19 protein-coding genes are annotated in these 25,884 nt (G+C 53.7%); 16 read left to right on the plus strand and 3 right to left on the minus strand.

Going from position 1 to position 25,884, the window contains the following annotated elements:
* The first annotated feature begins 1 nt into the window (after window position 1).
* The 7 genes from J2Z18_RS25665 (at window position 2) to J2Z18_RS25690 (ending at window position 6,313) form a co-directional block, all read left to right on the plus strand.
* A complete protein-coding gene (locus tag J2Z18_RS25665) occupies window positions 2-1,192 on the plus strand; it encodes an anhydro-N-acetylmuramic acid kinase (RefSeq protein ID WP_007131751.1) in 1,191 nt (396 codons plus the stop codon).
* A 364-nt stretch (window positions 1,193-1,556) separates the two neighbouring features.
* Window positions 1,557-2,150, plus strand: coding sequence for a class I SAM-dependent methyltransferase (locus tag J2Z18_RS25670; RefSeq protein ID WP_244152767.1), 594 nt, complete (start codon window positions 1,557-1,559; stop codon window positions 2,148-2,150).
* A 91-nt stretch (window positions 2,151-2,241) separates the two neighbouring features.
* Window positions 2,242-2,460, plus strand: a complete 219-nt coding sequence (locus J2Z18_RS30665) for a hypothetical protein (RefSeq protein WP_007131749.1) — start codon at window positions 2,242-2,244, stop codon at window positions 2,458-2,460.
* Between the two features lie 143 nt (window positions 2,461-2,603).
* Window positions 2,604-2,753, plus strand: coding sequence for a hypothetical protein (locus J2Z18_RS30670; protein ID WP_245256202.1), 150 nt, complete (start codon window positions 2,604-2,606; stop codon window positions 2,751-2,753).
* A 700-nt stretch (window positions 2,754-3,453) separates the two neighbouring features.
* Window positions 3,454-4,200 carry a type I methionyl aminopeptidase gene (gene map / locus J2Z18_RS25680; protein ID WP_007131748.1) on the plus strand — a complete coding sequence of 249 codons (747 nt, stop codon included), beginning with the start codon at window positions 3,454-3,456 and terminating at the stop codon, window positions 4,198-4,200.
* Between the two features lie 375 nt (window positions 4,201-4,575).
* Window positions 4,576-5,388, plus strand: coding sequence for a pyridoxine/pyridoxal/pyridoxamine kinase (gene pdxK / locus J2Z18_RS25685; RefSeq protein ID WP_007131747.1), 813 nt, complete (start codon window positions 4,576-4,578; stop codon window positions 5,386-5,388).
* Between the two features lie 274 nt (window positions 5,389-5,662).
* A complete protein-coding gene (locus tag J2Z18_RS25690) occupies window positions 5,663-6,313 on the plus strand; it encodes a YqaA family protein (RefSeq protein ID WP_007131746.1) in 651 nt (216 codons plus the stop codon).
* Window positions 6,314-6,436: 123 nt separating this feature from the next.
* Here J2Z18_RS25690 and J2Z18_RS25695 read toward each other — a convergent pair whose 3' ends face one another.
* On the minus strand, window positions 6,437-7,048 hold the full coding sequence (locus J2Z18_RS25695; RefSeq protein ID WP_007131745.1) for a hypothetical protein: 612 nt from the start codon (window positions 7,046-7,048) through the stop codon (window positions 6,437-6,439).
* Window positions 7,049-7,488: 440 nt separating this feature from the next.
* Here J2Z18_RS25695 and niaP point away from each other — a divergent pair, with 440 nt between their 5' ends.
* A complete protein-coding gene (gene niaP, locus J2Z18_RS25700) occupies window positions 7,489-8,715 on the plus strand; it encodes a niacin permease NiaP (RefSeq protein ID WP_007131744.1) in 1,227 nt (408 codons plus the stop codon).
* A gap of 165 nt (window positions 8,716-8,880) precedes the next feature.
* On the opposite strand, the gene rnjA is transcribed toward niaP, so the two are convergent.
* Window positions 8,881-10,599 carry a ribonuclease J1 gene (gene rnjA, locus J2Z18_RS25705; protein ID WP_007131743.1) on the minus strand — a complete coding sequence of 573 codons (1,719 nt, stop codon included), beginning with the start codon at window positions 10,597-10,599 and terminating at the stop codon, window positions 8,881-8,883.
* 185 nt (window positions 10,600-10,784) lie between these two features.
* Between rnjA and J2Z18_RS25710 the strand changes: the two genes are divergently transcribed.
* A complete protein-coding gene (locus J2Z18_RS25710) occupies window positions 10,785-11,543 on the plus strand; it encodes a YqcI/YcgG family protein (RefSeq protein ID WP_007131742.1) in 759 nt (252 codons plus the stop codon).
* A 357-nt stretch (window positions 11,544-11,900) separates the two neighbouring features.
* Here J2Z18_RS25710 and J2Z18_RS25715 read toward each other — a convergent pair whose 3' ends face one another.
* Entirely contained in the window at window positions 11,901-12,782 is an 882-nt protein-coding gene (locus J2Z18_RS25715) for an AraC family transcriptional regulator (RefSeq protein WP_007131741.1), read from the minus strand.
* A 175-nt stretch (window positions 12,783-12,957) separates the two neighbouring features.
* Between J2Z18_RS25715 and yicI the strand changes: the two genes are divergently transcribed.
* From yicI to J2Z18_RS25750, 7 genes are all read left to right on the plus strand, one after another.
* Window positions 12,958-15,282, plus strand: a complete 2,325-nt coding sequence (gene yicI / locus J2Z18_RS25720) for an alpha-xylosidase (RefSeq protein ID WP_007131740.1) — start codon at window positions 12,958-12,960, stop codon at window positions 15,280-15,282.
* 222 nt (window positions 15,283-15,504) lie between these two features.
* Complete coding sequence (locus tag J2Z18_RS25725) at window positions 15,505-17,295, plus strand: cache domain-containing sensor histidine kinase (RefSeq protein ID WP_007131739.1); 1,791 nt, start codon at window positions 15,505-15,507, stop codon at window positions 17,293-17,295.
* Complete coding sequence (locus tag J2Z18_RS25730) at window positions 17,288-18,847, plus strand: response regulator transcription factor (protein WP_007131738.1); 1,560 nt, start codon at window positions 17,288-17,290, stop codon at window positions 18,845-18,847. Before J2Z18_RS25725 ends, J2Z18_RS25730 begins: the two co-directional genes overlap by 8 nt.
* A 295-nt stretch (window positions 18,848-19,142) precedes the next feature.
* Window positions 19,143-20,111, plus strand: coding sequence for an ABC transporter permease (locus J2Z18_RS25735; RefSeq protein WP_007131737.1), 969 nt, complete (start codon window positions 19,143-19,145; stop codon window positions 20,109-20,111).
* Window positions 20,112-20,126: 15 nt separating this feature from the next.
* Complete coding sequence (locus tag J2Z18_RS25740) at window positions 20,127-21,035, plus strand: carbohydrate ABC transporter permease (protein ID WP_007131736.1); 909 nt, start codon at window positions 20,127-20,129, stop codon at window positions 21,033-21,035.
* Between the two features lie 77 nt (window positions 21,036-21,112).
* Window positions 21,113-22,822, plus strand: a complete 1,710-nt coding sequence (locus J2Z18_RS25745) for an ABC transporter substrate-binding protein (protein WP_007131735.1) — start codon at window positions 21,113-21,115, stop codon at window positions 22,820-22,822.
* A gap of 231 nt (window positions 22,823-23,053) precedes the next feature.
* Entirely contained in the window at window positions 23,054-25,438 is a 2,385-nt protein-coding gene (locus J2Z18_RS25750; RefSeq protein ID WP_040739881.1) for a glycoside hydrolase family 95 protein, read from the plus strand.
* Window positions 25,439-25,884 lie beyond the last annotated feature (446 nt).

A 25,884-nucleotide genomic window follows, 5' to 3' on the forward strand; every position in this document is an offset into this window, starting at 1 on the left:
CATGATACTCGCACCTAGGAAGCAGGGGGAGCCGACTGTGGTCGTCGGCCTGATGTCCGGCACATCCCTTGACGGGATCGATGCGGCCATCGTCCGGATTCACGGCAGCGGCCTTACGGCTTCCGCCGAGCTGCTTCATTATTATAGCCGCTCTTATGAGCCGGAGTTTCGCCGGCGGCTGCAGGAGCTGTGCGGCACGGAGCACTCCAGCAGCGCTGCGGTATGCAGTATGAACGCCTACCTCGGATATCGGTTCGGAGAAGCCGTGCTGGAGGCGATAGCGGATGCCGGGATGCGGATCGAGGATGTCGACCTCGTCAGCTCGCACGGGCAGACGATCTGGCATCTTCCCGTAGCGGAGCCGGATGATCCGTATTCAACGCCGTCCACGCTGCAGATCGGCGACATTTCGGTCATCGCGAAGCTTACGGGCCTACCGGTTGTCGGCGATTTCCGCCCGGCGGACATGGCGGTGGGGGGCCAGGGCGCGCCTTTCGCTCCTTACGGCGATTTGATCCTGTTCCGGCATCACGAACGGGGCAGGCTGCTTCAGAACGTCGGCGGCATCGGCAACTGTACGGCGCTTCCTGCGGGAGCGGGCCCGTCCGAAGTTCTGGCGTTTGATACTGGGCCGGGGAATATGGTGATCGACGCGGTTGTCCACGCGCTTTCGGAGGGCCGTCTCTCCTATGACGAGGGCGGAAAGTGGGCTGCTCAGGGGAAGCCGGATCAAGCGCTTTTGGATGAGATGATGTCCCATGCCTATTTCCGGACGCCGCCGCCCAAATCAACGGGCAGGGAGCTTTTCGGCCAGCCGTATGCGGCTTCTTTTCTTAAGGCGGCGAGCGCGCGCGGTCTATCGGATGAAGACATCGTGGCGACGGCCACGGCATTCACGGCGGCTTCCATTGCGGACAGCTATGAACGTTATGTTTTTCCGCGAGTTGCCATCGCTGAGGTGATTGTCACGGGCGGGGGAGCGCATAACCGGACGCTGCTTCATATGCTGAGCGAACGGCTGCCAGGACAAAAGGTAATGACCTCCGCCGAGCTCGGGTGGAATGACGATGCGAAGGAAGCGGTCATTTTTGCCCTGTTAGGCAATGATTTCGTGCACGGCGTGCCGAACAACCTGCCGGCAGCGACGGGAGCGCTTCGCCCGACCGTGATGGGGAAGCTTGCGCTGCCGTAGAAGGAAGGCTGGGTTAATAGCCCAGCGTTTTGTTTTAGCATCCTGCGAGGGATGCTTTTTTTAGGGGAAACGGGATGTTTCCTGTCAAATATCGGGTTCATCAGTCATCTAAGGCATGTCTTGACCTCGGCTCACCGAAGCGCACCGTGTACCGCTCTCCGCGCACCTTGCATCGCCTACCACGCATCATACACCGCTCTCCGCGCACCACACACCATGCACCACACACCATGCACCATACACCATACACCATACCCGTACACCTTGCATCCTAAGGAGATCTACATCCGGTTTTCCCAATAGAGGTTATCCTTCAACTTCTCAATGCGGTATGATGGGTTAGGAAGAGACAAAATACAGATCGATGATGGAAACGAAAGGAGAAACGATGATGAAGGAGAGCTTTGATCCAACCCTTATTGATCGGTTGGAAAGTCCGGAACGTAAGTGGGAGCTTCCGGCAGCCGTGCTGCTGGAGAAGCTCCAGGTGAACGGTGAGGTTGATTTGCTTGATATTGGGGCGGGAACCGGCTATTTTTCCATACCGGCTGCAAGCATGACTGCTGGAACCGTATTTGCCGTAGACTTGGAGCCGGCGATGCTGGAATTCATGGAGAAGCGGGCAGCAGAAGAGGGATTGACCAATGTGCGAGTAGTGAAGGGACAGGTGGAGCAGCTGCCTTTCGAGGATGAGGCGGTCGACCGGATCATCGCGTCCCTGATCCTGCACATTACGGACGAGCTGGAGGCTTCCGTTCGCGAAATCGCAAGGGTTCTCAGGCCGGGTGGGCGCTGCTTATGCCTGGAATGGCAGGAGGATCCGATGGAGCAGCGAGTTCCCCGTCCGAACCGTGTCGATCCCCAAGTGATGCAGAACCTGCTTGAGCAGGCGGGGTTGCGGGTGGAAGGACTCGAGTATCCGACAGAGCGCCACTATCTGATTTTGGCGAGGAAATAACATCGTCTGCCACGAATTCGTGAAATTGCAGGGAGAGCCTGGAACATACTGGATGTTTAAGCCGTCTATATGATCGAGGTGATCTGGTTTGATGGCAAAATCCAAGCCCGTGGTCTTGTTAAGCATTTTGCTGCTGCTGATAAGTATCTATGCCGTGAACCTTCCTAAGGCTTCCGCCTGCTCCTGTGCCGAGCCGCCTACGATTGCAGAAAGCCTGGAGCTTAAGACGGCGATTTTTGCAGGCAGTGACGAGCATATCGACCGCCGCCTTTTCGGCTTTTTTCATCCGGCGCGGATCCGGTTACGGTAACGCTCGAGGTTTCGAAGGTATGGAAGGGAGAGCTGGGCAAGAAAACGACGATTTCCACCGCAATGTCTACTGAGAGCTGCGGCTATGACCGATTTTCGGTCGGCGATGAATATCTGATATTTGCGTATAGGGAGTCCGGGAAATTGGAAACCGGAATATGTGAAGGGACCAAGCTCCTATCCTCGGCTGCCAATGAACTAAAAGAGCTTGGCAGCGGCTACCCGCCCGTAGACGGCCAGTCCCCGGTGATTCCGCCTCCTCACACAGGAGCACGCTCGTTCAGGGAAGTATAGCCGTATTGGTGCTGATCCTGGTTCTGGGCATTTATTTTTACCAAAAGAAGAGGAAGCGACATCTAAATTGAGACAATTGGGTTGTAGAAGGCTATGAGGGTGCTTGGCATCACATCGGGGCGATCAACCGACCAGCATTGCTTTCGGTTAAGTTCACTCGAAAATTCGAAGATACATAATGCACTTCCCAGCATCCGCAAGGGCTTCGATTTCTGTAACCTGAGCCGGTGGCTTGCTTTTGGGCATAATACCTTTATCGCTGTTTTTTGGGCGTAAAGGTTTTTTCTTTTTTTTGTCGTACGAAAAGGTGCCCGAACTTCAACCGCATCCAAGATCCGCTCTCCCACGCCATCATCCGGCCGTTCCAAACCCTGCCTTTTGGGGAAAGCTATTCTCCATGATTGCAGGTCACTAAGTGACGATCCAAGCAGAGAATGATCAAATCATGCCTGGAAGATACCGGTTATACAAAAGGATTGAGGTTTCTGCTCCGCAAGGAGTAGAATAAAGATAGGTAAGGGATGATCGCATTTGTAGAATCATGCATCAGCGAATCATGATCCGAAGGAAAGACGGATATACTTTACGAGAATCAGCCTTATTGGTTGGGGGGAGCATGGATTTTCTGACCCCGGCCAGTTAAGGCTTTTTACTATGTAACGGCTGAAGCCATACACACACAGCATAAGGAGTGGATCGATTGATTATTCTGAAGACACCGGAACAGATTGAGAAGATGAAAAAAGCGGGAGAGATTCTGGCCGATTGCCACCGGCATATCGCAACCATGATCAAGCCCGGCGTGACAACGCTGGAGATTGATCAATTCGTGGAGGGGTTCCTTGCCGAGCGCGGCGCGCATCCGGAGCAGAAGGGATATCACGGGTATCCGTTTGCCACCTGCGCCTCCGTCAATGACGTTATCTGTCATGGGTTCCCGAGCAACGAGCCTCTTAAAGACGGGGATATCGTCACCATTGACATGGTGGTGAAGCTCGACGGATGGCTGGCGGATTCCGCCTGGTCCTATCCGGTCGGGAATATTTCGGAGGAGGCGCAGCATCTGCTGGATGTGACCAAAAAATCGCTGTATCTCGGAATCGAGCAGGCGGTCGTGGGCAATCGGATCGGCGATATCTCGCATGCCATCCAGTCCTATGCCGAATCCGAGAACCTGTCGGTGGTACGGCATTTCGTAGGGCATGCTATCGGCGAGAACATGCATGAGGAGCCGCAGGTGCCGCATTACGGACCTCCGCATCGCGGAACGCGATTGAAGGAAGGCATGGTCATCACCATCGAGCCGATGCTGAACATCGGGACATACAAGTGCAAGATCGACGCCGACGGCTGGACCGCCAGAACGATGGACGGCAAGTGGTCTGCGCAATATGAGCATACGCTGGCGATTACCAAGGACGGCCCTGTTATTCTTACGGAGCAATAAGCGGAGGCACCTGGGAGCGTAAAGCGCCAACTCGAAGCACGGAACTTGCTCCAACGAACAGCTGCCTAACAGCAGGGGCGATGCTCAGCCCCGGATACCTGCAACCCAGCGCCATCCCCAAAGGGCATCAACGGAGCAGGCGGAATCCCTCAGAAGAAGCGAAGCGTGCCCCTTTATTCCCGGATTTCGACATCGGATAATCAGTTCAAGGAAATCCGGGAATAAGAGGGATCGTATGGGGATCCGCATGCGGAGTGCTTGCAGGGTTATCCACGAGCATAGGCCGCTGCATCAGCGCGTTCGCCAAGGATAGACGGAAATCGCAGTTTTTTTTATAATAGAGTAACCATTTCACTAGCGAAGGGAACATGAACCATGACGATACGTAAAGCATTAACGGTAGCTGGCTCGGATACAAGCGGCGGAGCGGGTATCCAAGCGGACCTCAAGACGTTTCAGGAATTTGACGTGTACGGCATGACGGCGCTGACGACGATCGTCTGCATGGAGCCGGCAACCTGGGATCACCAGGTCTTTCCGGTTGAGCTTGGCATCGTGGAGACCCAGTTGAAGACCGTGCTCGAGGGCATCGGCATCGACGCGATGAAGACGGGCATGCTCGGTTCGGTTGATATTATCGAGCTGGTCGCCAAGTATATTGACAAGCATGATCTGAAGCGCATCGTGATCGATCCGGTAATGGTGTGCAAGGGCACGGATGAAGTGCTGCAGCCGGAAAATACGGAGGCCATGCTGGAGTTCCTGCTGCCGCGTGCGGATGTCGTAACCCCGAATTTGTTCGAGGCTTCCCAGCTTGCCAAATCCGGACCGATTACGACCTTGGAGCAAATGCAGGAAGCGGCGGCGATCATTCATGGCCGCGGCGCGAAGCATGTCCTGATTAAGGACCGCGGCAAAATCCGCGAAGGCAAAGCCATGGACCTGCTCTATGACGGAAAAACCTTCGAATGGTTTGAAGCCGATGCAATTCTGACCCAGTATACGCACGGTGCCGGCTGCACCTCATCGGCCTCCATCACGGCAGGGCTCGCTAAAGGCCTCACGGTCCGTGAAGCTGTGCAGCAGGCCAAAGCGTTCATTACCCAAGCGATAAGCAACGGCTTTCCGCTTAATCAATTTGTCGGACCGACCCGGCATTCCGCGCATCGCAGCACAGCGGCGAATTAAAGAAAACACAAATTTCTGCAAGCTTATGCATTTTGGATTCGGCCAGCGGCCGCAGGCTGCTTGAGCATTTTCTTAAACCTTTCTTCCCCGGAAGAAAGGTTTTTTTGTTGTTATATGACTTCGATGCATATACTGGATAGGAGCAAAGGCTTGCACCATTTTCACTCGCGCCGTGCAAAAGTATACAGCAGCCTGGGTCCTTTCCCATATCATTATGTGCTATAATTTATTCAGATCTAAAGAGAAGCAGGAAAAAATGTATAGGGGTTGAGACATGTTTCAGGACATTTTGGAATTTTTAAGGAGTTTTGGTCCTTTAGGGTTGTTTATTCATTCATTTGCGGATGCTGTGATTTTTCCGATTCCCGCCTTTTTTCTACAGGTTTCCTTGAGTATTGTTCACCCGAAAGATGCGCTGTGGCTAGCGACTTACGGCTTTATCGGATGTCTGCTGGGAACGCCGCTGGGGTACGCGATTGGAAAGCTGCTTGGGAAGTCGGTATTATATAAAATTTTGAAAAAACAGTGGATCGACGCGGCAACCAATCTGTTTCAGAAAAACGGCGAGGCTGCGATATTAATCGGTTCGTTTACGCCGATCCCGTTTAAGGTATTTACCATTTTGTCCGGATGTCTGAACTTCCCGCTCTGGAGACTGATGGCCTATGCGGCCTTGGGTAGAGCGACTAAATTTTATGTCGTGGGGACTTTGTTCTACCTGTATGGCAATGCAGCCGAAGGAATGGTGAAGGATGTATCCCTGTACATCGCCCTGATCGCGGTTCCTTTAATATTGATTGGCATTTATTTCAAACGAAGACGTAAGCGTAGAAAAATGCAGCAGCAGGCGGAAGCTGTACCTAGTGCCGATCCGGTGGAAAAGCCGGTTCTGGAGCAAGTAACGGATCAATCGCCGTCTGCGTAATGCTTGATCTTGCAGATATACAAAAGGAGCAGCCGGGGTAGAAGCCCGGCTGCTCTTTGTGTCCGTTGCAGAGATCATGAAGCTTTAAGCCAATGGTTGATGACAGCGGGCGGAGCCCACGGTTTAGCCAATACGGAAAATTTTGCTGATGCCTTTGGTGGTAACCGGCGTGTAGGTCGGCGGTGAGGACATAGGGGAAACCGTGTCCATCGTAAGATACCCGTGCAGCGGCCCCCGGTAGACTTCCGTCAGCTGCGGAGAGTTGGAGAAATCCTCAGGCGTCACCAAATGACATGGCTTGTTCACCGGCCGAAGACCGGCCTGTTCGAAGACCTTCGCGACAAAGTGGGAGCAGAAATACGCATCGTCGCGGTCGATATGAAGCCGAAATAAAATGCCTAGCAGTCCAAGCAGATTATATTTATACCGATCCTGGTTTCGCATCATTTCTTTAACAAGATTGTACATCCTCTGGTAATCCTCATGACTGACACGACAGCGGTAGACGGCACACGCAGAGGAATAGAAGAAGGGGTCGCGGAGATTTTCACGAACGAGGCCGCCATTGAAGGGGTTGTTCGCTTTCTTCCGCCCGAAGCTGTACACTTCGCGTAATTCGGAGTCAAACGCGATGGATGCATGATTTAGCGGGGCTTTCGTGAAATATTGGATCATTCTGCTAAACCAGGTGCCCGTGCCTGTAAGCACAATCCAAATATCTTGTTCCGTGTACATACTTAAATAACTCCTTTGTTAACGTTCCTAACGAATCACACCAAATGAAGTGACTTGCTTTCTTTCACAATAAACGAAAAGGCAAAGCTGTTCAAGTCAAAAATAACCAATTTCTCTCAATTTCACTAGATTAGCTTTGGAATTGTCACCATTTATAGGAAGCCTGATAACAATATATTCGCTCCATGTCCAAATTATCCTTTTCTTGGGGCAATATAAAATTGTTTAAGGGTGTCATTGCAGCAATTGGCATCGGTACAACGATTAAGTCTTGCTACCGTTCTAGCAATCCACTACATTATAAAAAGGTAAGAAAAACGTCTATCGACGTACATTCAAAGAAGACAGACCGCGTTTAGCGGTAGTTTCTCTTGCGATATCAGAAAGCTGGCGCCGCGAAGTTTATACTGTCTGATATCTTAAGAAAGGAGCGTTTTAGCATGCGTAACGGAAGGATGGGGCTGTTAAAGGAGCCGAAGCAGCGTAAGCTCCTGTTCAGCGCCGGCATCAGCTGGATGTTTGACGCCATGGATGTGGGGATGATCTCGTTTGTTGTCGCCGCCCTCGCCGCAGAATGGTCGCTGAGCTCGCAGCAGGTCGGGATATTGACAAGCACGACGTCGATCGGGATGGTATTCGGTGCGGCGATGGCCGGTTTTCTAGCGGATAAATACGGACGCAAAAATATTTTACTCTGGACGCTGCTTATTTTCTCGATCGCGAGCGGTCTTTCGGCACTGGCCACCGGCTTTATCATGCTGTGCTTGCTGCGCTTTATCGCAGGGTTCGGTCTTGGGGGAGAGCTTCCGGTGGCCTCCACCCTCGTTTCGGAAAGCATGCCGGTCCGTGAACGGGGAAGAGCGGTTGTCCTGCTCGAGAGCTTCTGGGCTGCGGGGTGGATCTTATCCGCATTGATTGCGTATTTCGTCATTCCGGACTATGGATGGCGAACGGCCTTTGTCATTGGGGCGCTGCCGGCCATTTACGCGCTGTACCTTCGCCGCGCAATCGAGGATTCGCCGCGGTATATGCGGCAGAAGAGCGCCCGGAGGCTATCGTTTGGAGAGCGCGTAGCCTCGGTTTGGTCGACCGAGCATCGGCGCACGAGCATCATGCTGTGGGTGCTGTGGTTTACGGTGGTCTTCTCCTATTACGGCATGTTCCTGTGGCTCCCGACGGTCATGGTAGACAAGGGCTTCAGTCTGGTCAAAAGCTTCCAGTACGTGCTGATTATGACGCTGGCTCAATTGCCGGGCTATTTTACGGCCGCTTACTTTATCGAAAGGTTCGGGCGGAAATTCGTGCTGGTCACGTATTTGGTCTTTACGGCCATCAGCGCGATCTGGTTCGGTTACGCGAATACCGAGGCTTCGCTTCTGGCTGCGGGCATCTGCCTGTCCTTCTTTAATCTCGGAGCATGGGGCGGATTGTACGCATACAGTCCGGAGCTTTACCCGACGAAGGTTCGTTCGACCGGCGTAGGGCTTGCGACCTCCTTCGGCCGGATTGGCGGCGTTATTGCACCGCTGCTTGTTGGCGTTTTGAAGCAGCAGGGAACCCGTATCGAATTGATTTTTGTCATGTTCTTTGTGACGATTTTGATTGGGGCGCTGGGAGTGCTCCTGCTGGGGAAAGAGACCAAGGGGCTGGAGCTGGCGGATGAGTAAGTGCAGGGACTCTGAAGCCTTCTCCAGCCGGTATGCGATAAAATCGGCAGTTGGCCATTAAACGAGCACAAGGGGCATTCCGATCAGGTCTGAAGACCTTCGGAATGCCCCTTGGTTCGTTTGAGCCGGATGGATGGAATTGTACTCTGGGTCTATATTCTACAATTATACTTCCATTATTGACGGCATAATATATGGGCTTCGTCCCAGCTCCCGTTTGAAATAACGGTTAAGGGCCGTGTTCGTCATCTGCTCCCAGACCGCGCGGTTATATTCACGCTGCTCTCCGGCTTTGTTCAGCTGCTTGCGGAGCATTGCTTCGGCTCGACGCAGCAGCGGCTTGGAGTCCTGCATATACACAAAGCCGCGGGTAATCAGCTCCGGGCCGGACAGGAGCTTCCGTGTTTCCGGATTAATGGTGATCGCAACGATCACAACCCCGTCATGGGCCAGCTGCACCCGTTCCTCAAGCAGCTCCTTCTCATGCTTGCGCAGTTCGCCGTTATTAATGTAGATATCCCCCGAAGGAATGTTGCGCCCTTTCTTTGCATAATTGCGGTAGATCGACAGCGTATTGCCGATATTCAGCAAGTAGACGCTGCTGTCCGGAACCCCAACCTGAGTGGCCAGATGCCGGTGATTCAGCAGCATCCGGTACTCTCCATGGATCGGCACAAAATATTTAGGGCGCAGGCTGCTGATCATCAGCTTCAGATCCTCCCGGCAGCCGTGCCCGGATGTGTGAATGTCAAGAATCGAGCCGTATTTAACCTCCGCGCCGGCACGCATCAACAGATCGATGCTGCGGTTCACGTTCTGGGTATTCCCCGGAATCGGCGAGGACGAGAAGATGACCGTATCGTTCGGATGAATTTGAATGGACCGGTGCGCCCCGGAAGCGATGCGCGTAAGAGCCGCATTGGGTTCGCCTTGGCTTCCGGTGCAGATAATCAGCACCTGGTCGTCACGGTAACGGTTGACTGCCTTGACGTCAATCAGCATGCCTTCAGGCATGCGAATATAACCGAGCTCCTGCCCGATGACGAATACCTTCTCCATGCTGCGTCCGACGATGGCAATTTTCCGTTTGGTTCGGATGGCAGCCTCCACAACTTGCTGCAGCCGGTGGACGTTGGAGGCAAATGTGGCAAACAGGATCCGTCCGGGACACTCATGGAACAGGCGGAGAATGGAGTCGCCTACCGTACGCTCCGAAGGCGTAAAGCCGTCGCGTTCGCTGTTTGTGCTGTCCGCCATCAGCGCGAGTACGCCGCGTGCGCCAAGCTTTAATATTTTATGAAGATCGGCGGGCTTATCCTCCGGCGTGAAATCGAATTTGAAATCCCCGGTATGTACAACAGGACCGTATGGAGTTTCGACAACGATGCCAAAGGCGTCCGGAATGCTGTGGGTTGTCCGGAAGAAATGAACGGACAGATGCTTGAAAGAGATGGTCTCGTCCTCATGGAAGAGCCGCAGATCACTTTGATCCAGCAGTCGATGCTCTTCAAGCTTGGCACGGACCAATCCGATGGTCAAAGGGCCTCCGAATATCGGCATCTGAATTTGACGAAGCACATAAGGGATAGCCCCGATATGGTCCTCATGGCCATGCGTCAGGAACAGACCCTTAATTTTATGCTTGTTTTCAATCAAATACCGGATATCCGGAATAATGTAGTCGACACCGCTCATTTCGGCATCGGGAAATTTCAGGCCGGCATCAATGAGGATGATTTCGTTTTTGAACTCGACGCCATACATATTTTTGCCGATTTCCCCAAGCCCTCCTAGCGCGAACAGTCGAACGGGCGGTGCGGTAGGCCTCGGCTTTTTGGCCGGCTTGGCATTTTGAATCTGATCGTTTAGCAGGGGTTTAGACATAATGTGAAAGAATCCTCTCTATGGTAATTAAGGCGTAAGCCTGGAATGGTAATTTTCTTCTCTACTTAAGATATCAGAAAGTTCAAGCTTCGTGAAACGGTTTTCTAAAATCATGTTAATTTTGGCTGGTACAGTCACCTATTTTTGTTCCCCCCTATATGCTGAAGAAAGGGGAGGGACTGGTAATGAGCACACGGACAACACTGCTGGATACGGATGCCTTGTTTCATCTGCCGGAGGCCTGGCAGCTTGAAGCCGCTGACAGCCTGATAGCGAAAATGACGGATAAGACCGCCAAATTCCCTTGTATTCCGGCCGTTCAGGGCCATGCTTTGAAGCATTTCCGATACGGCTTTCTCAACCTTAGCAGGTATTCAATCGAGGAAGCATCCGGTGAATTAGCTTCACTGCTTCATGAGTATGGGCTCCATTCAAGAGAATACGGAAACTATACATCGCTGGTGGTTATGATCCATACCGGAAAGGATGGGGACGGCCGCAATGGCGTCGAATATTACGAGAGGCTGTTCTGGGCTCTGCTGAGCCGGGCAACAGCGTATGACCCGCAGCCATGGCCCGAGTCCATACCGGATGAGCCGTCACATCACTTATGGGAATTTTGTTATGGCGGCGAGCCGTATTTCGTTTACTGCGGGACGCCGGCGCATGAGAAGCGCAGGAGCCGGCATTTTCCTTGCATGATGCTTGCGTTCACGCCGCGCTGGGTTTTGCGGCAATTCAACGCCAAAGCCCGGCAGGCTCAGCGGACCAAGAAGCTGATCAGGGAACGCCTAGAGGCGTATGATGCCGTGCCGCCGCACCCGGATTTGAATTTGTACGGACAAGAAGACAATTACGAATGGAAGCAATATTTCCTTGACGACAGCGCCGAGTCTCCGATTCGCTGTCCGTTTGTCCGGATCCATAGGGAGGTCCGGCAATAATCGGTCACCAATATATTAGGAACGCTGTTCTAGAGCGAGACTCTCGCTTTAAACGGCGTGTTTTGCTTGTTCGCTGGTTGTTGACCATTTTGTTGTCCTTCGTTGGCGTTATCTGCTGCGATCCCCGCAAAGGATACGAATCTTACGGGAGACTATGTATAACGGTTCCGATCAATATGGGAATGCAGATCCCTAGGGCTCCGAACAGGCGGCCCTGAAGCCGAAGCCGGCGACGAGCACGATATAAATAAGACCCCGAGCAGATGAACAGCCAGAACAATATCGCCACTGCTTATTATAATGTAGAGACGCTGGTGAAATATATTAAGAACGAGGGCAGAGCCAGTACCCCCGAAATTATAAGTTTTTGCGATATTCTGAAGGCGTGCAGTTCATGATTTTGCGGAATACCCGAACAAAATAGCTGATATGCCCGAATCCGACATCGAGTGCGATGTCGGATATTTTATGTTCCGGCTGACGCAGCAGCTCCGCTGCCTGCCGCACCCGATAGGAGTTCATATAATCTACCGGCGTCTGACCGGTCATCGATTTGAAGAAGCGGCAGAATTGACCCTCGCTCATCGGGATCAGGTCGGCCAGCTCGCTGATTCGAATCGGGCGATGGTAGTTGTTTTGAATATAGACGATCACCTTCTTCAGCCGCTCGGTTCTTGATGTATCGGCCGCATCGGAACGGCTGCGGTTCACCAGCCTGCCGGATGCGGCGGCGTGATGGAGCATAAGGTACAGATGGCCTTTGATTGCGGCTTCATAACCGGGCGGCGGCTGTTTGGATAAGGCGATCATGTCCTTGATATGCTGGAGTAGCGCACCATCCGTCTCGGAGGTAATCAGCCTAGGAAAGGTGGCCTTCCGTTCCTGAAAGGGAACGATCATGCCTTCCTGGAGCGCATCGTACTGGGCGCTTGCGAGCATGCCGAAATCGAATACCATGGCACAGAAGCTGCAGCCTTGATCCCCTCGGGCGTGGCCGGTATGGATATCGGAGCCGTCGATAAACAGGGCTTCGCCAGCGCGAACCGGAACATATTCGGTATCGTTGATTTGGAACAACACCTCGCCTTCGATGCAATAGAAGATTTCGGATTCCGTATGCCAGTGGGAGTCTACAACATGAGCCCCCGGGGCAAATTGGTACCAGTAAATCCCGAACGGAAAGCGTTCGCTGCCATGAGCCTTGCTTTCTTTGAGGGACCGGTGCAGCGTTTGATCCATGCTTGAATCCTCCTTCGGGCTTTTCAGGAAATGAATGGGTTGCATCTAAACGTCAAGATTGTGCTATAAAATGACCGAATATTGATAGTTCCATTAAAAATATATCAGTATAATGATATTATAACGCTTTCAACCCAATAATCAATTTTCAGAATATAGAAAGGCGGTTCCTATCATGAAATTTACGGACGGCAACTGGCTGGTACGTGAAGGCTTCTCGATTGCAGGAGCGGTACAGGCCTATGATTTTGCAGTGAAAGGCAACACGCTCACAGCGTACGCCTCGACAGCCCCGATTCCAGGCAGAGGAGCAACTATCAACGCGCAGCTCATTACCGTGCAGTTCCATTCTCCGGCTCCGGGCGTGATCGGCGTCAAGCTTGTTCATTATGCAGGCGTACGCGACCTTGGACCGGCATTCGAGCTGTATAAGGAAGAAGGCAGCCATGCAGTTATTGAGGAGAATGACGAGGAGGCTGTGCTTCGCAGCGGAAATTTGAGTGTCGTCATCAAGAAAGGCCCGCAGTGGTCGGTTCATTTCTATCGTGGAGACGAGCGTATCACGGGCAGCGGCTTCAAATCGATCGCCCACATCGTTGAGGACGGCGGACAGACCTACATGCGCGAGGAGCTGGATCTTGGCGTAGGCGAATGGGTATATGGGCTTGGCGAGCGCTTCACGTCCTTCGTGAAGAACGGCCAAACCGTCGACATCTGGAATCAGGACGGGGGCACAAGCTCCGAGCAGGCTTATAAAAACATCCCGTTCTACATCACGAACAAAGGCTACGGCGTATTCGTGAATCAGCCGGATCTCGTCTCCTTCGAGGTGGCCTCCGAGAAGGTGAAGAAGGTGCAGTTCAGCGTTCAAGGCGAGTCGCTGGAGTACTTCATCATCGATGGTCCCGATCCGAAAGGCGTGCTCGATAAATATACGAATCTGACAGGCAAGCCGGCGCTGCCTCCGGCCTGGACCTTCGGCTTGTGGCTCTCAACCTCGTTCACGACACAATATGACGAAGCTACGGTCAATTCATTCGTGGACGGGATGCTGGAGCGCGACATTCCTTTGCACGTCTTCCATTTCGACTGCTTCTGGATGAAGGGGCTGAATTGGACCGATTTCCAATGGGATGAGGAAGTATTCCCGGATCCGGAAGGCATGCTGAAGCGCCTGAAAGAGAAGGGCCTGAAAATTTGCGTATGGATCAACCCGTATATCGCCCAGCGCTCGCGCCTTTTTGAGGAAGGACGGGAGAAGGGATATCTCGTGAAGAAGCCTAACGGCGACGTGTGGCAGTGGAATCTGTGGCAGCCGGGGATGGCGCTTGTGGATTTCACGAATCCGGATGCATGCGAATGGTATGCAGGATATCTCCGCGAGCTGGCGGACATGGGCGTGGACAGCTTCAAAACGGATTTCGGCGAGCGGATTCCAACCGATGTCGTATATTTCGACGGATCCGATCCGCATAAAATGCACAATTATTACACCCAGCTCTACAACAAAGTGGTATTCGAAGTGCTTGTGGAGAAATTCGGGAAAAATCAAGCGGCCGTATTCGCGCGTTCCGCTACGGTTGGCGGACAGCAGTTCCCGGTTCACTGGGGCGGCGATTGCTACGCCGATTACGAATCCATGGCGGAGAGCCTTCGCGGCGGCTTGTCGCTCGGCCTAGGCGGCTTCGGCTTCTGGAGCCATGATATCGGCGGCTTCGAGAATACGGCGCCGGCCCATGTGTTCAAGCGCTGGTTGGCGTTCGGTCTCCTGTCGAGCCACAGCCGCCTGCACGGCAGCACGTCCTACCGGGTGCCTTGGGCATACGACGAAGAGGCCGTCGATGTTACGCGCTTCTTCACGAAGCTGAAGAGCCGTCTAATGCCGTATCTGTTCAATACAGCGGTTCAAGCCTCGGAGCACGGGATTCCGAGCATGCGGGCCATGTTCCTGGAATTCCCTGAAGACCCGGCCGTCGAAATGCTGGACCGTCAATATATGCTTGGCGACTCGCTGCTGGTTGCTCCGGTCTTCAGCGAGAAGGGAGAAGTATCGTATTATCTTCCGCACGGGCGCTGGACGCATCTGCTGACCGGCGAAACGGTGGAAGGCGGTTCATGGCGCAAGGAGACCTATGATTTCCTCAGTCTGCCGCTCTTTGTACGGGGCAACTCTTTCCTGGCGCTGGGCGCTAACGACAACCGGCCGGATTATGACTATGCAGACGGAGTGGAGCTGGGGCTGTATGCCTTGGAAGATGGCCAAGAGGCATCGGTAACGGTACGCAACATGGAAGGTCAGATTGAACTGTCCGTACGCGCTGTCCGTGTTGGAAACCGGATTAGCCTGACATCCGAAGGCAGCGGCAAGCCGTTCTCCGTGAAGCTGTACGGCACGGGCGAAGCTGTCTCCGTAGACGGAGAAGGGGCGACTCTGGCGGAAGGCCGGATTGACGTGGCCGGGGGCCGGAAAGCGGAATTCGCCGTTCAGTTGAAAGGATAGTTTTCGGAAGCGCAAGATTGGCTGCTTGTTAATAAGGAAGGTGAGCCCGGACCAGCCCTGTGCTGGAGTCGGGCTTCTTCCATCTTTTGGTTGATCAAGAAGGGGTGTTTATCCTGATATAATTGGGGAGCGGCAGGGAGTTTGGGCCACCATCGGCAATTATTTGTAACCGTTTCCTCGGATCTGCCGACGTCTATGTAAGACAGGAGCGAAAACCATTCGATGTTATCGTATTTCATTCAACTGATGAATGATATGAAAATCCGAACGAAATTGATTTTATCCTTTGTCGTGGTCGTATTTGTTCCGGTTTCAATCGTCAGCATTTTCCTGACGGGAGAGCTCCGTAAGTTTGCATTTAACAATGCCTTGGAGCAAGCGTACCAGAACGTGGACCGGGTGAAGAAGCGGTCGACAGAGGTGCTTAACGTGTCGGATGATCTATCCTACCGGCTTTCATATGATGAGCGGCTCAAAAACCTGGCCAACCGCCAATATGAAAGCGTATACGATGTGTTTGTCGCCTATCGTGCTTATCCGGATCTTCAGCAGGCGAAGCAGATGTATAAAGAGATCTCCAACATTCGCTTTTACAGCGAGAACCAGACCATGCTGAACAACTGGGAATTCATCTATCCGGAAGAAGAGATCCGGCAGGCGGAATGGTACGTCCGGGCCCAGGAAAATATCGGCGTCATTCACTGGGATTATATTGTTGATGAGCGTGACGGGAAGCACTACCTCAGCCTGATCAAGGGAGTGGACCTGGGGAGCAAAGACAACCGCGGCGTGCTGGTTATCAACGTCAACACGGGCATGCTGAATACGATTCTGAATCAGGAATCGTTCTACACGATCATAGCGGACAGCAAGAACAATATCGTTGCTGCCAACCGCCCGGATCTTTACGGCAGGACGCTGTCCGAAATCCATGATGATTCCGGCGCGGTTTATCAACCGAGCGGGTCCTACGAGGCGGTCATTGATCGTGAAGCATCCAAGGTGCTCATTGAACCGCTGAATCCGGAGATGGGGCAGAACAGCCTAAGAATTATCTCGATCTTCTCCATCGACAGCATCGTAGCCGAAGCGAACCGGATTAACCGGCTGGTGATGACGGTCATCATCATTAGCCTGGTGCTGGCCGTCCTGCTGATCTACAGCTTCTCCTCGCTCATTTCAAACCGCCTGCTAAGGCTTAGCAAGCATATTACAAAGGTAGGGACGGGCAACCTTGCCGTGGCGATGGAGATTGACGGCAAAGACGAGATCGGGCAATTGTCCCGCCAGTTCAACTCCATGGTCGGAAGCATTAATGAGCTGATGAACGAAGTGCAGGAATCCAATTTGCAGAAGCGGCGCTTGGAGCAGAAGCAAAGTGAAATCAAGTTTAAAATGATGGCCAGTCAGATCAATCCCCATTTCCTGTTCAATGCCTTGGAAGCGATACGGATGGAGGCCCATTTGAAGGGCGAGCGCGAGATCGCCCGAATCGTCCGGCTGCTCGGGAAGATGATGCGCAGCAATCTTGAGGTCGGAAGCGGAAAGACGACGATCAAGGACGAAATCGAGATGGTGCGATGCTATCTGGACGTTCAGAAATTTCGATATGAAGACCGGTTGAAATATGAGCTGGAGGTGGATCCGGATGCCGAGCCGGTCAGGATCCCTCCGCTGATTATCCAGCCTCTCGTTGAAAATGCCGTCATTCACGGCATGGACCACAAGGAAGACGGCACGTTTATCCGGGTTAGGGTTACAGCCCAGCGTGGCATGATTCTCGTCGTAACCGAGGATAACGGGGCAGGCATTACTCCGGAACGGCTCGAGATGATACACAGCTTCCTGAATGAATCCGACGAGCATGAGGGCGGTCGAATCGGCTTGCGCAACGTGCATGTCAGACTCCAGCTGACTTATGGCCCCGAATCCGGCTTGGCCATTTATAGCGAGCCGGGAGAGGGCACCCGTATAGAATTCAGTATTCCGACAGGAGGAGAAATCGATGATTAAAGTGCTGATCGTGGATGATGAGCCTAAACTGCGTGAAGGTTTGAAGAGTATCGTGCCTTGGAGCGAGCTGGGGTACGAGGTCGTGGACACAGCTGCCAACGGAAACGAAGCGCTTGAGAAGCACAAGCGTTATGCGCCGGACGTCATGCTTGTGGACATTCGCATGCCGGGCATGGACGGTCTGCAGCTGATCGAGGCGGTCCGCTCCGTCGATCCGGCGATTCATCTTCTGATCCTCAGCGGTTACGCCGATTTCGATTATGCCAAGCGGGCTATCTCCCATCGGGTTGACGGATATTTGCTCAAGCCGGTAGATGAGGATGAGCTGTCCGCTTACCTGATGCAGATGAAGGAAACGATCGAGCAGGAGCGTCAGTGGATGGCGCTGAATCAGGCCGCCTCGGAAATCAGCCGCGAGCAGCTCATTCAATCCTGGCTCCGGCAGGAACAGGAGGCGGGAGTGGATGCGGCATCCCGCCAGCTGGCCGAGCAGCTGGGACTTGCTTGGGACCATTATCAGGTTGCACTTGTTTATGTTCACGGCTCCGATGAATCGAGCGATGAACCGGATCGCCTCCTGAAGGAAAAGCTGGTGGAAGCCTTCGAGAGGGAGGGCAGCGGCATCGTATTTTCGTTGCATGGCTTCCTCGGTCTGCTTATGCCGGTACCGGTGCTGTCCGCCTCCGGAAGGAAAGAGCTGCAGGACCGGCTCGAGACGGCAGCAAGCGCGGCCGGAGCCGCTATTACGGCCGCCATGGGGCAGCCTGTGCGGGAGGCCGCCGATACCGTCAAGTCCTACCATGCGGCCAAGAAGCTGCTGCGGCGGCGATTCTTCTATGCCCCTGGCGAGCTGCTATACCCGGAGTCGGTGCCTTTCGGCGGCGAGAACGGGGCTGAGCCATCGGAAGGGTATGAGCCCGGTCCGTTCATGGAGCAGCTGTATTACGCAGTGGATGTCGGCAACGCGGACATTCAGCAGAAGCTGCTCCGCTCCGCCGCCTTGGGCATGATCCGGGATCAATACACCGAAGGGGACATGAAGAGCGCTTTCGTCGAGCTGCTGACCAGCGTGCATAACAAGCTGACGCTGCATCATACCGAGCTGCAATCGCGAACGAAGGAATACTCGGACCGGATAGCTGCAATCTTCCGCCAACGGACCGTATTTGATCTGTGCCGGCACTCCGCCCAATTCCTGGAGGAGCTGGTGTGGCAGGCGGGCAGAGGGGGGCGGGATCAGGAGATGAAGCGCATACTGGACCTGATCCAACGAAATTACAGCGACAATATTAAGCTGGAAACCTTGGCCTCGGTATTCAATTACAACAGCGCTTACTTGGGCAAAATGTTCAAAAATACAACAGGTGAATACTTTAACACGTATCTGGATAAGGTCCGAATCGACAAGGCCAAGGATTTTCTGAAACAGGGGATGAAGGTGTACCAGGTTGCGGAGAAGGTAGGGTATACCAACGTGGATTACTTCCACAGCAAGTTTAAAAAATATGTTGGAACCTCGCCGTCGAATTATCGCAAAGAGCTGGAGCTTTAAGGGAGCAGTGTGTTATCTCACGTCACGGCGGATGCCTCGGACGGGATAGCCGGCTGCAGCTTGATGCCAAGGCTTGTTCCGGTGCTTTTCGCTTCCGCAGGTAAGGGCTGCCTTGATTCTGCCCGAAGACGCGTCTATGGTGCGCGTCTATTTTTGTTTGTCCCTCCCCATAGGACATGGCCGGGATCGGGAGGAACAATGTCTAATTTTTATATGATTTTTGCACGAATCCTTTGGGTACCCCCTTCCTGCGGCTTCGTTTATCATCAGGGTATACAAGAGAGGAGGGGTTGGCTTGAAAGCGGTAACAGAGAGAGAAGGCAGCGTCCAACCTGCCACCAGAAAGAAGAAAAAGAAAGGCTTTTGGGCCACTTTCAAGGAGCAGAAAATACTGTACGGCATGTCGCTGCCCTTCATCATTGTCGTGTTCATCTTCAGTTATTTGCCGATATGGGGCTGGCTCATGGCGTTCCAAAGTTACAGGCCGGGCAGAAGCGTATTTGAGCAAAAATGGGTCGGGTTCGATCACTTTGTGGCCCTGTTTACGGATGAAAAGTTTTATCTGGTTTTGCGAAATACGCTGGCTATGAGCTTTATGGGGCTGATCGTCGGCTTCACGATTCCGATCCTGTTCGCTGTGCTTCTCAATGAGCTTCGTGGAAGCGTTTTTAAACGGACGGTTCAGACGATTTCGTATCTTCCCCATTTCGTATCCTGGGTCGTTGTAGCCGGGATCGTGACCAAAATGCTGTCCGTTGATGGAGGCGCTGTCAATCAGCTGCTGTTGTGGCTCGGCATCATCGACCAGCCGATTCAGTTCATGGCGCAGGGAAGCTGGTTCTGGTATATCGTAACCGGCTCGGATCTGTGGAAGGAAATGGGCTGGAACGCGATCATCTATTTGGCAGCGATTTCAGGCATCGACCAAGAGCAGTTTGAGGCCGCCAAGGTCGACGGCGCAAGCCGCATCCGTCAGATTTGGCATATTACGATTCCAAGCATTGCGCCGACGATTGCGATCCTGCTGATCATGTCGATCGGACATCTGATCAGCATCGGCTTCGAGAAGCAGTTCCTGCTCGGCAACCCGCTGGTGGTGGATTACTCCCAGGTCCTGGATCTCTATGCATTGAATTACGGGCTTGGCATGGGACGCTTTTCCTTCGGTACGGCCATCGGGATGTTCAACTCGATCGTCAGCATCATCCTGCTGCTCATCGCGAACGGCGTTTTCAAAAAATTTACCAAGCAATCGATTATGTAAGGAGGAGGGACCCGCATGGCACGTACCAAAGCAGCATTCAAGCCCTCGCTCTCCGACCGGGTGTTTGATATTGTGAACTACACGTTTATGACGCTTGTCATGATCGTGACCTTATATCCTTTTTTAAACGTACTGGCCATTTCCTTGAACGACTCCGTCGATACGGTTCGCGGAGGAATTACGATATGGCCCCGTCAATTCACTTTCGAAAATTACGTACAGATTTTTCAATACGAAGGACTGCTCACCGGAGCGAAAATTACGGTCCTTCGGACGCTGGCGGGAACGCTGCTCGGCCTGCTTAGCGGCACGATGCTCGGTTATGTGCTGAGCCGGGTCGATTTTCAGGGCAGAAAGTTCATGTCGACTTTTCTTGCGCTGACGATGTATTTCTCGGGCGGCATGATACCGGTATTTATCCTGATCCGGGATCTGAACATGATGAATACGTTCCTGGTCTACATCATTCCGGGAATGGTAAGCGCGTTCAACGTGTTCGTCATCCGGTCATTCATCGACGGCCTGCCGTATTCCTTGCAGGAATCGGCCAAGCTGGACGGCGCCAATGATTTTACGATTTATTACCGGATTATCCTTCCGCTGTGCAAGCCCGTGCTCGCAACGATTGCGCTGTTTCTGGCCGTCGGGCAGTGGAACTCCTGGTTCGATACGTATCTGTACAACGGCTCCGCGCCTCATCTGACAACGCTTCAATTCGAGCTGATGAAGGTGCTGCAGAGCACGCAGGGTCAGCAAAGCGGCATGATGACCGGCCAGAACATGGCCGAGATCGTGAAACAGGTATCTCCGGAATCGATTAAGATGGCCATTACGATTGTGGTCACGGTTCCGATCCTGATCGTCTACCCGTTCCTGCAGCGTTACTTCGTGAAGGGCATGACGCTTGGCGCAGTAAAAAGCTGATGGCTTACAGCTATCAAGCAGGCCCTTATGCCTGTTAAACGATAGATTATTTACACTTTAGATTAGGGGGTAAAGCAATGAAACAGAAGAAGAGAATATCGTTGCTGTTAGCGGTCATGATGATGGCAACGTTCGTTCTTGCAGCATGCGGCGGTGACAGCGGCAATAGCGCAAACGGCGGACAAAAAGAAAACGGCGGAACGGATGCCCAGCAGGAAGAGAAGCTGGAGCCGATGACGATGACCTATTACAGCGCGGACTCCAATGCAAACTGGGTGAACATGCAGGATGCCGTCGGCAAGAAGTTGACCGAGAAAACCGGTGTTACGATTCAAGCCGAATATGCAGTTGACGGCTCCAACCAGAAGCTGCCGCTGATGGTCGCGAGCGGTGAGTATCCGGACCTGGTGTTTGCTAAGGGTGACGCTAACCTGTTCGTGGATGCTGGCGCTTTTATTGATCTGACGGATCTGATCGAGGAGCATGCGCCGAACATCAAGAAGGTGTACGGCGATTACATGAGCCGTCTGAAGTGGAGCAACGAGGACGAAGCCATCTATGTTCTGCCGACGCTTGCAGCGGTGGATCATGAAGCGCTTGATGCCGGAGGCACGTTCCAGATTCAGCATGAAGTGCTGAAGGAGCTTGGATATCCTGAGCTCAAGACGGTGAAGGACTACGAGAATGCACTGAAAGAGTACTATGAGAAGCATCCGACCATTGACGGCCAGCCAACGATTCCGCTGACGCTGAATGCGGACGGATGGAGAATCATGATCTCCGTGACGAACCCGGCGTTTATCGCAACCGGCGTATCCGATGACGGTGAATACTACATCGATCCGGAGACGACGGAAGCTAAATTGCACTACAAGCGTCCGGAAGAGAAAGAGTACTTCCGCTGGCTGAACCATATGAATGCTTCGGGCCTTTTGGATAAAGAAACGTTCGTTCAGAAGACGGACCAATATGAAGCGAAGATTTCCTCCGGCCGCGTGCTCGGCGTGATTGACCAGGAGTGGGGCTTCGGCAATGCAACGAACGCGCTGAGATCCGCCGGCAAGGAGAACCGCACCTATGCGAGATTCCCGATCCAGCTGGATGAATCGACGAAGGATGCAACGTTCCAGGATACCGGTTATGTCGCCGGATGGGGTGTAGGCATCACGTCTTCCGCGAAGGATCCGGTTCGGATTATCAAGTTCCTGGATTACCTGGCTTCCGAGGAAGGGCAAATTTTGATGAATTGGGGTATTGAGGGCGAGCATTATAACGTCGTGGACGGCAAGCGCGTCATTCCGGAAGAGGTCCAGGAGCGCAAAACCTATGACAATGCCAACTTCACTAAAGAAACGGGCATCGGTTTGTATAACGCCATCTTCCCGCGCTATGGCGACGGCGTGAAGGATTCGACGGGCAACTACTATACGACGAACTTCCCGGAAACGATCAAGGAGAACTACACGCCATCCGCCAAGGAAACGCTGAAGGCTTACGGCGTTGAAATGTGGAAGGACCTGTGGCCGAAGAAGGAAGAATTCCCTGTGAAGCCGTGGGGCGTAGCTTACAACATTCCGGTGCCAAGCGACTCCAACATTAATATTACGTACAAAAAAGTGGAAGAGATTACACGCAAGCGCATTCCGGAAATCATTCTGGCCGATCCGGCGAAATTCGATCAGCTGTATGATCAGTTCATCAAGGAACTGAACGATGCCGGAGCGGAAAAAATGGAGAAGGAATATACCGAGCTTGTGCGTCAGCGCGTCGAGCTGTGGAACAGCTAAAGTTCAAGAAGGGGCCGGCCTCGTGCAGGCCCCTTCTTATTTCGGGGACCAACCTCGGCGCAGGACATTTAATATTTTTCAGTAACAGGTTCGCAAATGGGAGGGTCTGCCCTCAAAATGGAGAAATACAATCAAGAAGAAATCATTAGGAGAACAAGAACTCGCTTGGCGCACAATGGCAAATCGACGACTATGAGATGATGCACGTTACGCGAAAAGGAGGAGATCAAGCTGGAAACGAATCCGAGCAGATCCTATAAGCTATGGTACGACAAGCCGGCTTCCGTATGGGAAGAGGCGCTTCCTCTAGGGAACGGACGCCTTGGCGCAATGGTGTTCGGGGGCATTCAGGAGGAGCGTATTCAATGGAATGAGGATACACTCTGGTCCGGATTCCCGAGGGATACGAACAATTACGAGGCGCTTCGTTATTTGCAAGCGGCCAGGGAATTGATCGCTTCCGAGAAATATGCGGAGGCCGAGAAGCTGATTGAGGAACGGATGGTTGGCCGGAATACGGAAGCCTTTTTACCGCTCGGGGACCTGCTGATCGAACAAACGGGGATCGATGACTGGCAGTCGAATTACCGGCGCGAGCTGGATCTGGGCAATGGGGTTGCTTCGGTAGTGTTTCGGACCGGGCGAGGTGAGCACTTTCAAAGGGAGATGTTTATCAGCGCGGCGGACCAGATCGCGGTGATCCGGTATACGGGCAGTGCCGAAGGGAGCATTCATCTGAAGCTGAAGCTGCAGTCGCCTCTGAGATATGAGACTGAAATTACGCCCGGCGGCGTTATGCGGCTGTTCGGACATGCGCCGACGCACATCGCGGATAACTACCGAGGTGACCACCCCCAATCGGTATTATACGAGGAAGGAAGTGGGCTCCGATATGAAATGCAGGTCGCGGTCCGGGCGGATGGGGGCCGCATCGGCATAAACGGCGATGTCTTGACGGTTACCGGTGCCAGTGCCGTGACGCTGCATGTTGCGGCAGCCACGGACTTCGAAGGCTTTGACGTCATGCCGGGGGCTAAGGGGAGCGATCCGGCAAGGCTGTGCAGCGCCCGTCTTGAAGCCGCTGCCGGGTACGATGACGAAGCCTTGCGTTTGCGGCATACGGAGGAGCATTGGGCGCTCTTCGGACGGGTGGCGGTGGAGCTGGGCGATGCCGAGCATCGTGCCCGGATGGAGGCGATCCCGACGGATCAGCGCCTGGCGGCTTACGCCGGAGGTCAGGAGGATCCATCGCTGGAGGCGCTGATGTTCCAATACGGGCGATATTTGCTGATGGCAAGCTCCCGCCCCGGAACCCAGCCGGCGCATCTCCAAGGGCTGTGGAACCCTCATGTTCAGCCGCCTTGGAACAGCAATTATACGACCAATATCAATACGGAGATGAACTACTGGGCAGCGGAGACGGGCAATCTGAGCGAATGTCATGAACCGCTGATCCAAATGGTCCGGGAGCTAGCCGTCAGCGGAGCACGGACGGCCAAAATTCATTACAATGCCCGGGGATGGGCCGCACATCATAATGTTGACCTATGGCGAATGGCTAATCCAAGCAATGGAAGGGCCATGTGGGCGTTTTGGCCGATGGCCGGCCCTTGGTTGTGCCGCCATCTATGGGAGCACTATGTATTCAACCCGGATCCGGAGTACTTAAGGAACACGGCTTATCCTCTCATGCGGGAGGCGGCGCTATTTTGCCTGGATTGGCTGATCGAAAACGGTGAGGGACATCTGGTTACCAGCCCGTCGACATCGCCGGAGAATCAGTTCTTGACGAAGGAAGGCGTGCCGTGCAGCGTATCGGCAGGGTCCACGATGGATATGGCGCTGATTCGCGAACTGTTCCGTCATTGCCTTGAAGCCTCCGAGCTGCTGGAGATCGACCGGGAGCTGCAGGAAGAGCTGCGGAGCGCGCTGGAGCGGCTCCTTCCATATCAAATCGATGATGACGGGCGGCTGATGGAGTGGAGCAAGCCTTTTGCGGAGGCGGAACCGGGCCATCGGCACGTATCGCATCTGTACGGCCTGTATCCCGGCACCGATATCAATCTGCGGGATACGCCCGAGTTGGCGGAAGCTGCCCTGCAGTCGCTCATGTCCCGAATCCGGAGCGGAGGCGGACATACGGGCTGGAGCTGTGTGTGGCTCATCAATCTGTTCGCAAGGCTGCAGCAGCCGGAGCTGGCTTATCAATACGTGCGGACTTTACTAACCCGTTCGGTTCACCCGAACCTGTTCGGCGATCATCCGCCGTTCCAGATCGACGCCAATTTCGGCGGAGCTGCCGGCCTCGCCGAAATGCTGCTGCAGAGCCATCTGGGCGAGATTGTGCTGCTGCCCGCGCTGCCGGCTGCATGGTCCTCGGGTGCCGTCCGCGGCTTGAAGGCGCGGGGCGGCTTCCTGATTGACATGGAGTGGAAGGACGGCGCATTGGCATCGGCGTCGATCACGTCAACCCATGGGCAGCCTTGCAGCGTCAGCTGCGGGATCCCGGTGCGGGTGCAGCGTGAGGACGGATCAGCTGCGGCTTCGGGCGAGCGCTGCTCCTTCGACACGGTCAAGGGAGAGACGTATCGCGTGCTCCCGTTAGAGCGTGCCTGAGCCTGTTAGGGAGGGCATCTAGGCAGTGTGGCTGTGGAGGGCGCTTAGCCGCGTGGTTAGTGAGGGCTCTTGGCAGTGGCTGTGGAGGGTGCCAGGCAGTGTGGTTAGGACTGATATGTAGTGTGTGGGAACGTACAACAAGTCCTCAAAAGGGACTTGTTTGGCTAACTGGGGTAATATTTCGAGTAACAAGTCCTTAAAAGGGACTTGCTCGGGGACCTGAGGCGGAAATTCGAGTAGCAAGTCCTAAAAAGGGACTTGCTCAGGGATCTGAGGCGGAATTTCGAGTAGTAAGTCCTTAAAAGGGACTTGCTCAGGGATCTGAGGCGGAAATTCGAGCAACAAGTCCTTAAATGCTCTTCTGTCAAGAAAGTAGACACCTCTAAGCTAAGCTATACACTCGTAATAGCACTGCTCAAAACGCACCGGGGACATATACCCAATCG

It is taken from the genome of Paenibacillus lactis (assembly GCF_017873605.1).
Taxonomy (GTDB): Bacteria; Bacillota; Bacilli; order Paenibacillales; family Paenibacillaceae; genus Paenibacillus_AQ; species Paenibacillus_AQ lactis.

Bases quoted from the DNA above. Each gene is read 5' to 3' on its own strand.
- J2Z18_RS25665 (WP_007131751.1), top strand. From the start codon at position 2: ATGATACTCGCACCTAGGAAGCAGGGGGAGCCGACTGTGGTCGTCGGC.
- J2Z18_RS25670 (WP_244152767.1), top strand. From the start codon at position 1,557: ATGATGGAAACGAAAGGAGAAACGATGATGAAGGAGAGCTTTGATCCA.
- J2Z18_RS30665 (WP_007131749.1), top strand. From the start codon at position 2,242: ATGGCAAAATCCAAGCCCGTGGTCTTGTTAAGCATTTTGCTGCTGCTG.
- pdxK (WP_007131747.1), top strand. From the start codon at position 4,576: ATGACGATACGTAAAGCATTAACGGTAGCTGGCTCGGATACAAGCGGC.
- J2Z18_RS25690 (WP_007131746.1), top strand. From the start codon at position 5,663: ATGTTTCAGGACATTTTGGAATTTTTAAGGAGTTTTGGTCCTTTAGGG.
- J2Z18_RS25695 (WP_007131745.1), bottom strand. From the start codon at position 7,048: ATGTACACGGAACAAGATATTTGGATTGTGCTTACAGGCACGGGCACC.
- niaP (WP_007131744.1), top strand. From the start codon at position 7,489: ATGCGTAACGGAAGGATGGGGCTGTTAAAGGAGCCGAAGCAGCGTAAG.
- rnjA (WP_007131743.1), bottom strand. From the start codon at position 10,599: ATGTCTAAACCCCTGCTAAACGATCAGATTCAAAATGCCAAGCCGGCC.
- J2Z18_RS25710 (WP_007131742.1), top strand. From the start codon at position 10,785: ATGAGCACACGGACAACACTGCTGGATACGGATGCCTTGTTTCATCTG.
- J2Z18_RS25715 (WP_007131741.1), bottom strand. From the start codon at position 12,782: ATGGATCAAACGCTGCACCGGTCCCTCAAAGAAAGCAAGGCTCATGGC.
- yicI (WP_007131740.1), top strand. From the start codon at position 12,958: ATGAAATTTACGGACGGCAACTGGCTGGTACGTGAAGGCTTCTCGATT.
- J2Z18_RS25725 (WP_007131739.1), top strand. From the start codon at position 15,505: ATGTTATCGTATTTCATTCAACTGATGAATGATATGAAAATCCGAACG.
- J2Z18_RS25730 (WP_007131738.1), top strand. From the start codon at position 17,288: ATGATTAAAGTGCTGATCGTGGATGATGAGCCTAAACTGCGTGAAGGT.
- J2Z18_RS25740 (WP_007131736.1), top strand. From the start codon at position 20,127: ATGGCACGTACCAAAGCAGCATTCAAGCCCTCGCTCTCCGACCGGGTG.
- J2Z18_RS25745 (WP_007131735.1), top strand. From the start codon at position 21,113: ATGAAACAGAAGAAGAGAATATCGTTGCTGTTAGCGGTCATGATGATG.